Origin of the sequence: Ottowia thiooxydans (assembly GCF_040548795.1) — a bacterium.
Lineage (GTDB): Bacteria > Pseudomonadota > Gammaproteobacteria > Burkholderiales > Burkholderiaceae_C > Ottowia > Ottowia thiooxydans_A.
This window is the reverse complement of record NZ_JBEPSH010000003.1, coordinates 505,064-517,218: the sequence shown is the minus strand read 5'-3', so window position 1 is coordinate 517,218 and position 12,155 is coordinate 505,064. Positions and strand designations below refer to the sequence as shown.

Genomic DNA, 12,155 nt, shown 5'->3' with positions numbered 1-12,155 from the left:
TCAGGCCTTTCCAAACAATCCAAGTGGGCGGAAGGCGAGCAGCAGTGCCATCGGTCCGAAAATCACGAAGTACGCCAGCTCGGGCAGCCACAAAGGGCCGAATGTTGCCAAGCCACCGACCAGCAAGCTACCTATCGCCGCGCCGCCCAGGCTGCCTCGTCCGCCGATGATCACGATTGCAAGGCTGAACACCAGGATTTCGGAATCGGCCGTGGGATACAGAGTGAGGAATGCGCCACCCAGCACACCACCCAGGCCCGCCAGGGCAGAGCCCAGCATGAAGGTGAACACGAAGAGGCGGCCGATGTTGACGCCCATGGCTTGCACCATTTCCTTATCGTCCACGCCCGCCCGGATCAAGGCGCCCAGTCGCGTTCGGTTGTAGACCAGCCAGAGCATCACAAAGGTGGAGAGCCCTGCGGCCATGACGAACAAGCGGTACTTGGGGTAGAACGCTTCCCCGATTTCCATCGCACCGCGCAGGAACTCGGGAATGGGCACGGTCAACGCGTCACCGCCCCAGATCACCAGCGCCAGATCGTTGATGACCAGTGCCACACCCAAGGTGAGCAAGACCTGTTTCAGATCCTGGTCTTTCACGCGCTCCAGCAGGAACCGGTCCAGCAGGTAGCCTGCCATGGCCACCGAGGCAGTGGCAGCCAGAATGCCGAGTACAAAACTATCGGAAGAGCGCACCACAGTGAGGCCGATGTAGCCTCCCAGCAAGTACAAGGCTCCATGCGCGAGATTCACCACTCGCAGCAGGCCGAAGATCAGTGTGAAGCCACTGGCCACCACAAACAGCAAGGCCGCCAGGGAGAGCGCGTTGGCGATCTGTATCAAGGTCCCCATCAGAGGCTCACTTCCGGGTTGAGATTGGTGCGGCGTCCCGGCAGGGACGCGGGCGTGCTGGCGCGCTGATCAGCGCGCGCCTCGGTCGATAGCTTGACATCCGCCGGGCTCATGCGCCGATGGCTGCGTTGACCCTGGGCATGACCTGCTCGGCCATCAGCTGCATAGACCGTTTGCCCAATGCCGGGTCAACCCAGTCGTGCCCGGCATAAAGCAGGGTACCGAAGTCACCCACTTGCTCGCGAAATGCCAGCACCTGATCAACCACCGAATCGACCGTGCCGGCAATCACCAACCGCTGAGTGACGTACTCCGGCGTGATGGCCTCGTCCGGCATGCTGGGATCAGTCTTGAAAAGATTGCCGCGTCCACCCGCACCCACTAGTTTTCGCACCAGCTGCTTGAAGTAGAAGTGGTAGGGGCCGTCTGCTTCGAGTGCGTAGCGGCGCGCCGTGGCCTCGTCGTCTGCCACGAAAATGCTTTTGGCGATCCGCCATTCATTGGGGGAGGCGACAGCGCCGATGGACGCGCGCCCTTCCACGTATTTGGGCCAGTGTGTCTTGACCCACTCGGGCATGAGGAAGTTGGCTGAGATGGGTTGCCATCCGCGCATTGCCATCTCTGTCACGCCTTGCGAGAACGGAGCGACTGCTGTGCCTACGATCAAAGGATGCGGCTTCTGAAAGGGCTTCATCATGAAGCCCTGACCGATCTCGGGGATCATGGTCTTGGCCACCGAAATGTTCCAGTATTTGCCTTCGATGTCGTACGGGGGCTCGGATTGCCAGATGTTGAGCACGGCGTTAATGCCTTCCACAAACATCTCGGTGCGGTTGTTGCCGAGATTGCCAAACACCTCAGCGTCTGACATCAGCCCACCTGGACTGATGCCCATGATGAAACGACCTTTCAGCAAATGGTCCAGCATGGCGGCCTGCGTCGCGATGGCTGCCGGGTGGCTGTTGGGCACGTTGATCGTTCCGGTGCCCAGCATGATCTGCTGCGTCTCGGCAATCAAGCTGGCGAGAAAAATCATCGACGACGTGACGGTTTCTGCAGCGTCTGTGGTGTGCTCACCCACGTAAGCCTCGGAGAAACCCAGCCGATCGGCCAGGATGATGGCCTCACGGTCTTCCTGCAGCGTCTGAGTCACGTTGCGGCCCGGCGGGTGCAACGGCATCATGAACATGCCCAGCTTCATTGTCTTTCCCTTGTTTTTCTGTGAATTGGTGAATGGTTGGGTCTGGTCAGCGTGATTCAGCAGGCGGCGCTGCGTGGAGCTGTGGCTGCTGCAGGTGGCGGTGCAATCGCCGTGGCCTCTATGTACTTGCCGTTGTGGAAGAGCAGGGGCGCTGCGTCCTCATAGGTGTAGCGTTCCACCCGACCCAAAAACAGCATGTGGTCCCCCACGGTGTGGCTGTTCATGACTGCGCATTCAATCGTTGCCGTACACCCTGTGAGCACCGGCAAACCTCCCAAACCTTCTGCGTATTCGACGCCAGCGAACTTGTCTGGCGCAGGCCGTGAGAAACGGCTTGATAGGTCCATCTGGTGCAGCGCCAGCACATTGACGACAAAGCGCCCCGCGTTTCTGAAGTTTTCAAGGTTGGGCGACTTGGTCGCCAGGCTCCACAGCACAATCGGCGGCTCCAGTGACACCGTGTTGAATGAGTTCGCCGTCACACCGACGCGCGTGCCGTCGAAGGTGCGCGTAGTGATGACAGTCACGCCTGTGCCAAAACGACCCAGGGCACGTCGCAAATCGAGGGGGTCGATCTCAGGTTTCATGTTCGCTGCTGCCATGGTGTTCATCCTTGTTCGGTTCATGCGCCGCAAAAGAAGTGGATTTCCGTGACTTTAGTGATCAAGTGATCACCATGGAATTGGGGTTTCCCCCTGCTGGAGAAAACAATGCTCAATGCGAGGCCAGGAAGGTCTGCACGGCTCGATCGAAGCCCATCGGGTTCTCTAGGTGCACCATGTGTGGGCCGTCAATTTCAATCAGCTGCAAGCGTGCATTGGAAGCTGCGTCCGCTCGGATCAACGCACTGGGAACAGCCTGATCGGCAAGCCCGGAAATCAATAACGTAGGCACCTGCAACTGCTTCAGGCGCTGCGCCTGGTGCATGTGGGCAAGGGCGCGCGCGCATGCGGCAAAGCCTTCTGCGGACATGGATGCCAGGGTCTCTCGCACAGTCTCTGTTGTATGGGGTTCGGCAGCTCTGAATGCGGGTGTGAGCCAGCGCTCCAGCGTGGCGTCCACTACTGCTGACATGCCCTCTTGTTCTACCGAAGCGGCTCGCTGTTGCCACATCTGCGTTGCTGCTGCATCCATCTCCAGCCGCGCATTCGCGATGACCAGAGACTGCACCGCTTCTGGATGGTGGTGCGCCAGTGCCAAGCCTACGCAACCGCCCAGGGAAAGGCCCACAAAGTGGCTTTGTGCAATACCCAGTTTCTGCCACAGTGCATGCACATCGCCTGCGAGGTCATCGACCCCACAGGATGGACCTTGGCTGGGAGACTCGCCATGGCCGCGCATGTCATAGCTCAACACCCGATAGCGCGTAGACAGCTGCGCCACTTGCGCGGCCCAGGTATGGCGGTTTGCGCCCACCGGATGGGCGAGGGTAACCCAGGGAGCGTTGGCCGCCCCGGTGATTGAATAAGTTGCTTCAGCGTGCATGAGTGTGTTCAAATCTGAAATTAAGTGATCAATTGATCACTATAAAAAGGTCTCTCTTCCCAGGATGGGCCGGCCCTACAATCTTTCATACCTCCATTGACAAGGCTCCCTTGAACCACAGTTCGGATCTGATCTCTGGCGCTGCTACCGCTGCCACCGGCACCCAAACCACGAGCCCTGAGCCACCGCCACGCCGCCGTTTGTCGAGGCCGGAGCGCGAACGCAGCATCGTGGAAGGGGCGGTCAAGTTCTTTGCAGAAGTCGGCTTCGATGGCGACACCAGAGAGCTCACGCGACGCCTCAACGTCACGCAGTCCCTTCTGTTCAAATATTTCCCCAACAAGGCTTCCTTGGTCGAGCGTGTGTACCAGGAGGTTTATGTAGGGCGATGGAATTCGTACTGGGAAGAAATCGTGGCTGACCGGCGAACGTCTCTGCAGGAGCGGCTCGTTCGGCTGTATACGGACTACGCCAAGACTGCGCTTACCTGGGACTGGGTCCGTCTGTTCATGTTTTCTGGCCTTCGAGGTGAGGCCATCAATCAGCGTTATCTTGGCTTCTTGCGCAGCCGCATTCTGGAGCCGGTGGCGATTGAGCTCCGCGCGGAACTCGGCTTGCCGGGGCCGGACCGTGTTCCGCTCAACATCCAGGAAATCGAACTGGTGTGGGGCATAAACGCGCGTATCTTTTACTTCGGCCAACGCCGCTGGATTTTCAATGTCCCGCTGGAGTCGAGTGTGGAAGAGCTGGTGCAGTTGACTATTGAGCACTTCATTGCCGGAGCGAATGTCCTTGTGCCTCGCATCGTGCAAGCCCAGATCGACGCCGCGCCTGCGCATGCTGATTAGAAGGGCGCAACGCATCAAGCCGCCCCCGCAACAAAGCCATCGCGCAGGGATGCAAATGCTTGCTTGAGAGTTTCACCTTGAAGCCCCCGCGCCAGCAGCAGGCGCAACAACAGGCAAGCTTTGGGGCCCGATAGTTCGCCTGCCGGCAGCACCCCTTTGCTGATCAGGTCTATCTCAGAGCCCGCAAATCCATAGGTTGATGTGAACACCGGTCCGGCCACCACGCGGGTAGCGAGGATGACGGGCAGGGTCTGCGCTAGCTCGGCCACGATGCCCACATGAGCGGCTGGCAAATGCCCGGCGCCCAAGGCCTCGATCACCGCACCGCGAAACCCCAACCCTGGCAATGCCGCCAGCAAGCGACCATCGTCGCCTAACACCGTACTCACGAGCGCCACCGGATAGAGGTTTACGTTTTCGGGCTGCGGTATTTGCGGCCCTCGTGATACGCGTGCCTGCAGGCGCAAGCCGCCTTCGATAACCCGGCCCAGCGGAGCGAAGCAGGGCGAAGCAAAGGCAGATGGGAGCGCGGTGTGAGACTTGCGAACATACCGCGCGGCATGAACTTCATCGTTGAGTACTACCAACGCGCCCATACCGGCTGCCAAAGGAGAAGCCGCCACCGTGGCAGCTGAGAGCAGGTTAGCCGGCCCATCTGCGCCCGGGGCGCCAGCGCCGCGCATGGCGCCTGTGACCACCACGGGTTGGTTTGAGGCTACCAGCACATCCAGTACGAAGGCGGTTTCTTCAATGGTGTCAGTGCCCTGAACCACCACAGCGCCCACAAACCCTTGCGCGAACCGAGCATCCAGAAGGCGCGCGATCTCTACCAAGTCTTCCAATGTTAATGAAGCGCCTGGTTTTTGCGAGTAGCTCAGCACATCCAGTTCAACCCGTTGCGCTAGCTCAGGCACGGCCCGCACCAGGTCATCGCCCGTGAGGGTTGGTACGATCCCGCCGGGGCCGGGCCCCGAAGTCATGGTGATGGTGCCGCCCGTAGAAATGAGCAACACACGGGGAAGAGCTTTGGTCATGGAAGAGCGCCTTGCGGATAAAGATGGCCGCACCGGCCAAGATGGAGGTTCATGCCGCCTGCTGAGCCTTGTAGACGTCCATGATTTCGCCGCCCGTCATCCAGGCCACGTCCTGGTGCTGGATGATGTGGTCGTACAGTGCCTCGAGGTAGCGAATGCGATGAGGCGCACCCGTCAGGTAAGGGTGAATGGAAATGGCCATCACGCGCGGAATGGTCGCGCCTTCTTTGTAAAGCTGATCGAACTGGTCGCGCCCACGGCGGAACAGTTCGTCTGAGGCGTGCTGCTGCACCGCGGAGATGACCACGTCGTTGATCTCTACGCTGTAAGGCACCGAAACAATCGGCCCGGATTGAGTCTGGATGCTCACCGGCTGGTCATCCAGAACCCAGTCCGCCACGTACTCGATGCCGGCCGCAGCGAGCAGGTCGATGGTGGTGTCTGTCTCGGTCAGGCCAGGGCTTTCCCAGCCGCGTGGCGGTTGGCCGGTGAAGGCTTGGATCGCGTCCATGGTCTTGCGTATAGCTAAGGCCTGGTCCTCTACGCGGTGCATGGGCTTTTGCTCAAAGCCATGCCCCATGAACTCCCAGCCTGCATCCAATGCAGCGCGGCATGCGGCCTCGTATTCGTGGCACGCCGAACCGTTGACGGCGAACGTCGCGCGCAGTTTCCTACTTTGCAGCACCTCCAGAAAGCGCCAAAAGCCCACGCGCATGCCGTACTCATGCCAACACCAGTTGGGCACATCGGGCAGCAGCGGTTGGCCCATTGGCGGTGAAAGCACAGCGCGGGGCATGGCGGCCTGCGGCAACCAGTTCTCCACGTTCACGATCGTCCACACGGCTACGCGTGCGTTGTTCGGCAACGCGAATGGGCGGCGCCCCACGATAGGCTGGTACGGAATGCGATCTCTCGTGGTGCGCAGCGGGTTGTTCGGGTTCACGTGGACTTGTCTCCTGCTCGCGTCTGAAATGCAATTCTGAGCGAATGTTTTCTACTATTTGGACTACTTTGAATTCGTCTAAATGCCTATGGATGCATTATTGTTTTGGGTGAAGGTCAGTCAACAAAAGTAGAATTCGTTTTACTATTTGGACGTTTTGACTTTATGACCGTTACCCATGGTGCACAGACCATCACCCGCGCAATCAGGGCCTTGAAGATCCTCGCAAGCCAGAGCTACCAGGGCATGCGTTTGGTGGACTTGGCTCGCGAGATGCAGCTGGAGCGGCCCACCGCGCACCGCCTGCTGAAGGCCTTGATGGTGGAGGGCATGCTCGTGCAAGACGCCAGCAGCCGCCGGTACACGCTAGGGCCACTGGTGTTTGAGCTTGGTCTCGCTTCAGCGCATCAGTTCAATCTGCGGGATCTTTGCGCGCCCATCCTGGAGCACTTGGCGGAGCAAACGGGTGACACGGCATTCCTGTTTGTGCGCAGCGGGACCGACGCGGTGTGCTTGAGCCGCGTGCAGGGCAAGTACCCCATACAGACACCCGCCGTACCGGTGGGAAGCAGGCAGCCGCTAGGCGTCAGCGCTGGTGGCTTGGCGTTGCTGAGCAGCCTCTCGCCGACCGAAATTAAAACCATCACGCAGGCGATTGACGCGCGGCTCAGCGTGTACGGTGATCTTGACGCCGCAGAAATTCACCGGTTGTGCGCTCAAACACAGCGCACTGGATACGCCTGGATCTCCAATCGCGCCGTACCCGGCGTCAGTGCTGTGGGTCTGGCCGTCAAGAGCGAAAACGGTACGCCCGTTGCTGCGGTGGCTGTGGCAGCGACCATGGTGCGCATGACTGAGAAACGTGTGCTGGAGATCCTGCCCTGGCTCCAACAAGCCGCCGGCGAAGTGACCAATATCTTCCGCGCTTAGCTGTCATTGCGGCAGTTGCGGAGCATGGCTCCGCACCCGTTCGGTGACAACAAGCAGGTGCGTAGCGAAGCCCTGAATCCACTGAGCAACGGGAATGGCTTCAGACTCATGAGCTTGGACCTCGCTTTTTTTCGGATCACAGGATCGGCTTAGACCCGGACCTGCGGCTGGTCGTGTACTCATGAAGCCCACTTTCCCGCCTAGCTACCGAGCTGCTCAATCTGGTAGAAGCGGGATAGTTCAGCCGTCGTTGCGAGTTTCACTTTAGGCAGGCGGACCTTCTGGTACAAATCAGAATAACGCCGCCGGTTGCCTGGGGCGACAACGGCTATGTGACGAATCATCTGCCACTTGATGGAGTCCTGGCCACCTTCCAGTGCCCCGGGTCGGTCATGTTCGAACCACGTTCGACGAAAGTACCGAAAGAGGCTGGTGGCCGTCGACACTTCTAGCAAGATGAGACCTGTGGCACGCTCCAGCCGTTGTTCAATGGTGCGCGTGTAGTTACCCTCCATGACCCACTGGTTCTGCAGTATTGCCTGGTCGTGCAGTTGAATGAATTCTGCTTGAGGGCGTGGCTTCCAGTTGGTGTGAGGTTGATGGAATAGTTGGTCGAGATGTATGGCCGGCAGGCCACGCTTACGCGCAATGGCGCAGGCTAACGTGGACTTGCCGCTGTTCGAGGGGCCTAGTATGCAAATGCGGGAGCCAAGGTCGTCAAGGGAGTGCATATGTCGGCATGTCTGATGCTGGAGTCCGGTTGAGGTTTAGCAGGGCAGGGATTGCGAATTCTAGACACGCGGGATGAACCACTGTATGTAGAGTACGTGTCTTTCAACGCCGTTCGACTTCTCCATGCTTCTAGCTCAGCGTGTAGCACTGGTTACAGGATCTACTTCAGGTATTGGAGCAGCGAGAGCGCATCGGCTGTCTAAGGATGGTTATGCTGTCGTTTTGCATTTACGCAGTTCGGTGGATATAGGAATCTCTATGGCACATGATATTGACTTCGAATGATCAGCAACATGGGTGCAGGACCGAATGAAAACATTGCCCGCTTTCTTGAGGGATGGGAGTGGTACCGCAGCCTGCCGGCAGATCTTCGTTCGCTGACGCTGACGACGGCCACCGAGCAACACGCGTTGCCCGGTGATTACATTGCCCGGGAAGGCATGCCAAGCACGCATTGGTATGGTCTATTGAAGGGGTATTTGCAGATGTACGTGGTGGGCTCCGATGGCTCGGAAACCACCCTATACTGCCTGCGAGAAGGGGAATGGGGCGGGGACGGTTCGCTGCTTAAAAATGAACCACGGCGCTATGACCTCCGCGCGCTCACCACCGCTGAAATCTGCTGCATTCCGGTCCAGACCTTTAACGCGTTGCGCCAGGCTTCGATTCCGTTCAACCACTATCTGACGGAGGTCATGAATGCGCGAATGGGCTCCTTTGTGACCATGCTGGTGGCATCCAGACTTCTAAAACCCGAAGCTCGTGTTGCTCGCGGGTTGTTGATGGTGGCCATGGACCAGCCTGATAGGCTTCAGGCGTTGGCTGTTTCCCAGCACGAACTCTCACTGATCTGCGGACTTTCGCGGCAGCGGGTTAATATGGCACTGGGTGATTTCAAGCGCATGGGAATCGTCAGCATCGAGCCCAACAAGGGTATGCTGCTTGTTGATGTGCAAAAGCTGCGTTCTTATGTCCTTACAGACGGTCAGGCGGGGTAGAGTCCAGCTGAGCGTCTGAGCCGATGGTTTTCTGAAGCAGTGGCAACCTGTCACCGCCCCAAAACAGTTCACCTTGCCAGACAAAGGTGGGAGCGCCGAATACGCCCAACTGTTCTCCGCGCGCCAACGCAAATCTCAAGTCGTACATGGCTCGAGATTTTTGATATCCAGTCCATTCCTCTGTGTTCAATCCCGCCGCAGCCAGGGCTGCGGCCACCTGTGTCGGTGACTCCAAGTCGAACTCCCGACGCCAGAAAGCTGCCAATAGTGGATCGCAGAATTCCCACAGCCGCTGTTTCGACTTTGCAAACAACAAGGCCTGGCTGGCCAGAGTGGCGTCCCAGAGTTTGGTGGTGGCTCGGATGTGGAGGCCTTGCGCCTTTGCAAGGCGTCGGCAGTCCATGTACAGGTACTTCAACTTAGCCACATCTCTGGGGCTGCGTTCCTCGACCTTTCCGCCATAAGCCGCCTCGAAGTCGGTGACGAAGGGCCACCAGTCAAGCACCACGCCGCGCTCGTTTGCAAGTTCACGTGCGGGCTGGATCGCGAGGTAGGAATAGGGGCTACGCAGGTCGATGAAAACGTCGACAGTGCGCTCGTTTTGTCCGGACATGCTGTTAATTGCTTGGGAATAGATTGCGCTTGGCCTCATTGGATTTCGACACGTCCACCCATTGCTCCCGGAGTAGATTGAGCGCACGGTCCAGCGCGGGGCGGGCGCGAATCCGGCTATACCAGGCCTGGATGTTCGGAAACTCACCCAGCTCGACACCCGTCAACTTGTGGATCCGGACCCAGGGAAAGCAAGCCATATCGGCAATGGAATACACACCGCCCAGATATTCGTGGCGCTGCAGGCGGTCGTCCATGACTTTGAGCAATCGTCGGGTTTCCTTTTGGTACCGGGTGATGCCGTAAGGAATTTGTTCCGGCGCATAACGAAAAAAGTGTTGGGCCTGCCCCATCATGGGCCCGAGACCTCCCACTTGCCAAAAAAGCCACTGCATCACATCACTGCGCTGTCGTATGTCTTCAGGTAAGAACCGCTTTTCCTTCTCAGCGAGGTACAACAAAATCGCACCGCTTTCGAACACCGTGTGAGGCGAACCACCGTCCAGCGGTGCGTGGTCCACGATGGCTGGAATTTTCCCATTTGGATTGATGGTCCTGTAAGCGTCTTCGTGCTGTGCTCCTTTCGTGATGTTGACCGGGGCGATACGATACGCAATACCCAACTCTTCGACCAGGATGTGCACCTTGTGGCCATTGGGAGCTGACCAGCTGTAGAGGTCAATCATGGTGGTTCTCAACGTGTTCGCATGATCTCTTGGCGGCGCCGGTCTTGAGCGCGTCTATTACCTTCGTCGCTCATGCCAGTGGGCAGGTGGGCGTCTAATGCCACGGTTCGTTCCTGAATCTGACGGATGACGCCGTCTTGCAACGCTTTCTTCGACATTGCGTATGCCGTGTTGCAATCTGGCGTGATGCAGCGGGCATAACTGATTGCAGTGCTGATCAGTTGGTCTTCAATGACGACCTCATGGAAGAATCCCAGTTTTTCGGCTTCGTCGAATTCGTAGAGCTTGCCGCGCAGCGTCGTCAGGGCACCGACCTGATCGCCTAGAGCGTACTTAATGATTTCCACATAGGCCGCTGGCATGGGGATGCCAATAGGAACCTCGTTGAGGCCGAACTTGGCGGGCTTGCGCGCGGCGACTCGGAAGTCGCAGTCCAGTGCCGTGATTAACCCACCAGCAATGGCGTGGCCATTCACTGCAGCGACTGTCGGTCGGGGATAGGTGAAGATGCGTAGATTCGTCTCGCGGTATGTCCGGTACCAGTCGCGAATTTTCTCCAGATTTCCGCTGCCGAAAATCTCGAAGCTGTACTGGAAATCGATCCCTGCTGAAAACGTATTGCCTTGACCGGTCAACACTACGGGCAGTTCAGTAAACTCCCGCTCCAGTCGATCGAAAGCGTTGTGCAGATCGCTGAAGAACTGGTTGTTCTGAACGTTCACCTTGTTGGTGTTCATGTGCACCACGGCGCATTCTTGAATTACTTCGATATTCCATGCCATGTTGTGTCTCCTTGAAGGCGGCTCGCCCGGATAGGCTTCAACGAAGTCTAGAGATCAACAAGAGGGTATGTTGTCGTTACGACGACAACTCGATCTCTCGCCCAATGATCCACTGTATGTAAAGTACATGCTTCTTCAACCTTGTTTGAGTTCTCCATGCCTCAACCTCAGCGTGTAGCCCTAGTCACAGGGTCGACTTCCGGTATTGGAGAAGCCATAGCGCGCCGGCTGTCTCGCGATGACTATGCCGTCGTTCTGCATTCACGCAGTTCTGTGGATGTGGGTATATCCATGGCGCGTGAGTTGGGGTTGGCCACCTATGTGCAAGCAGACCTCGCTGAAGATGCGGACCGCGTAAGACTGGTACAAGAAGCGGTTGCTCAGTGGGGTCGTTTGGACGTCGTCGTGAACAACGCGGGAATCAGTCATGTGATTGCCCATGCCGATTTGGCGGCAGCTACACCTGACATTTGGCGCGAGCTGCACGAGGTCAATGTCATCGCTCCATTCCGTATCGTTGCAGAAGCCGAAGCCGCACTGCGGGCATCTGCTGCTGCGGGAGGGCCTGCCTGCGTGATCAATGTAAGTTCGCATGCAGGCGTTCGTCCGAAAGGGGCATCTATCCCTTATGCCGCAACGAAAGCGGCACTCAATCATGTCACGCGCTTGCTAGCGATCTCGCTTGCTCCGGGTATTCGTGTGAATGCCGTCGCCCCTGGGCTGGTGGATACTCCGCTGACAGCGGACTGGACGCAGGCTCAGCAGCTGTGGAGAGAACGTTCGCCGATGCGCCGGGCGGCGAGCCCTGAAGACATTGCGCAAGCGGTGTCAATGCTCATTGAATCCAACTATCTGACAGGCGAAATTTTGCTTTGTGATGGTGGGTTGAATCTCACCTAGCTTTTGGTTGTGAGGCAGGGAGGCTACACGAGCCGTGGCAGACTCCGCAGAGAACAGCCCAAAGGTGCTTGAGACCGCCTATGGCTGGAGGGCAGGGCAGCCCTTGCGGGGCTTGTTTCACAGGTGCCCGAAGCCATCCGCGTCAATCTAGG

At 58.2% G+C, this 12,155-nt stretch carries 14 protein-coding genes and 1 pseudogene; 5 read left to right on the top strand and 10 right to left on the bottom strand.

The annotated features are described in order from the left end of the window. The 4 genes from ABIE13_RS09250 to ABIE13_RS09235 form a co-directional block, all read right to left on the bottom strand. On the bottom strand, positions 1–852 hold the full coding sequence (locus ABIE13_RS09250; protein WP_354442841.1) for a branched-chain amino acid ABC transporter permease: 852 nt from the start codon (positions 850–852) through the stop codon (positions 1–3). Positions 853–961: 109 nt separating this feature from the next. Next, positions 962–2,053, bottom strand: coding sequence for an LLM class flavin-dependent oxidoreductase (locus ABIE13_RS09245; protein WP_354442840.1), 1,092 nt, complete (start codon positions 2,051–2,053; stop codon positions 962–964). A gap of 56 nt (positions 2,054–2,109) precedes the next feature. Continuing rightward, on the bottom strand, positions 2,110–2,655 hold the full coding sequence (locus ABIE13_RS09240; protein ID WP_354442839.1) for a flavin reductase family protein: 546 nt from the start codon (positions 2,653–2,655) through the stop codon (positions 2,110–2,112). A 112-nt stretch (positions 2,656–2,767) separates the two neighbouring features. Further along, positions 2,768–3,538 (bottom strand): alpha/beta fold hydrolase, encoded by a 771-nt coding sequence (locus tag ABIE13_RS09235; RefSeq protein WP_354442838.1) that lies wholly within the window; start codon positions 3,536–3,538, stop codon positions 2,768–2,770. Positions 3,539–3,648: 110 nt separating this feature from the next. On the opposite strand from ABIE13_RS09235, the gene ABIE13_RS09230 reads away from it, so the two are divergent. After that, on the top strand, positions 3,649–4,386 hold the full coding sequence (locus ABIE13_RS09230; protein WP_354442837.1) for a TetR/AcrR family transcriptional regulator: 738 nt from the start codon (positions 3,649–3,651) through the stop codon (positions 4,384–4,386). 14 nt (positions 4,387–4,400) lie between these two features. On the opposite strand, the gene ABIE13_RS09225 is transcribed toward ABIE13_RS09230, so the two are convergent. Next, positions 4,401–5,420, bottom strand: coding sequence for an asparaginase (locus ABIE13_RS09225; protein WP_354442836.1), 1,020 nt, complete (start codon positions 5,418–5,420; stop codon positions 4,401–4,403). 49 nt (positions 5,421–5,469) lie between these two features. Continuing rightward, complete coding sequence (locus tag ABIE13_RS09220) at positions 5,470–6,363, bottom strand: polysaccharide deacetylase family protein (RefSeq protein WP_354442835.1); 894 nt, start codon at positions 6,361–6,363, stop codon at positions 5,470–5,472. A gap of 165 nt (positions 6,364–6,528) precedes the next feature. Here ABIE13_RS09220 and ABIE13_RS09215 point away from each other — a divergent pair, with 165 nt between their 5' ends. Beyond that, complete coding sequence (locus tag ABIE13_RS09215) at positions 6,529–7,293, top strand: IclR family transcriptional regulator (protein WP_354442834.1); 765 nt, start codon at positions 6,529–6,531, stop codon at positions 7,291–7,293. Positions 7,294–7,493: 200 nt separating this feature from the next. Here the strand turns inward: ABIE13_RS09215 and ABIE13_RS09210 are convergent, their stop codons facing one another. Further along, positions 7,494–8,024, bottom strand: a complete 531-nt coding sequence (locus ABIE13_RS09210) for an AAA family ATPase (protein ID WP_354442833.1) — start codon at positions 8,022–8,024, stop codon at positions 7,494–7,496. A gap of 124 nt (positions 8,025–8,148) precedes the next feature. Between ABIE13_RS09210 and ABIE13_RS09205 the strand changes: the two are divergent. Together ABIE13_RS09205 and ABIE13_RS09200 are read left to right on the top strand one after the other, a co-directional pair. Further along, a pseudogene (locus tag ABIE13_RS09205) lies at positions 8,149–8,298 on the top strand (SDR family NAD(P)-dependent oxidoreductase); the annotation flags it as partial. 8 nt (positions 8,299–8,306) lie between these two features. Then, positions 8,307–9,023, top strand: a complete 717-nt coding sequence (locus ABIE13_RS09200; protein ID WP_354442832.1) for a Crp/Fnr family transcriptional regulator — start codon at positions 8,307–8,309, stop codon at positions 9,021–9,023. On the opposite strand, the gene ABIE13_RS09195 is transcribed toward ABIE13_RS09200, so the two are convergent. The 3 genes from ABIE13_RS09195 to ABIE13_RS09185 are packed head-to-tail and all read right to left on the bottom strand — an operon-like array spanning position 9,001 to position 11,103. Next, entirely contained in the window at positions 9,001–9,636 is a 636-nt protein-coding gene (locus tag ABIE13_RS09195) for a DsbA family protein (protein ID WP_354442831.1), read from the bottom strand. The two genes, ABIE13_RS09200 and ABIE13_RS09195, sit on opposite strands and share 23 nt — an antisense overlap. Before the next feature lie 4 nt (positions 9,637–9,640). Continuing rightward, a complete protein-coding gene (locus ABIE13_RS09190; RefSeq protein ID WP_354442830.1) occupies positions 9,641–10,321 on the bottom strand; it encodes a glutathione S-transferase N-terminal domain-containing protein in 681 nt (226 codons plus the stop codon). Between the two features lie 8 nt (positions 10,322–10,329). Further along, entirely contained in the window at positions 10,330–11,103 is a 774-nt protein-coding gene (locus tag ABIE13_RS09185; protein WP_354442829.1) for an enoyl-CoA hydratase/isomerase family protein, read from the bottom strand. A 156-nt stretch (positions 11,104–11,259) separates the two neighbouring features. Between ABIE13_RS09185 and ABIE13_RS09180 the strand changes: the two genes are divergently transcribed. Then, the gene (locus ABIE13_RS09180) at positions 11,260–12,003 is read left to right on the top strand and encodes an SDR family NAD(P)-dependent oxidoreductase (protein WP_354442828.1); all 744 of its coding nucleotides are present in this window, start codon (positions 11,260–11,262) and stop codon (positions 12,001–12,003) included. Positions 12,004–12,155 lie beyond the last annotated feature (152 nt).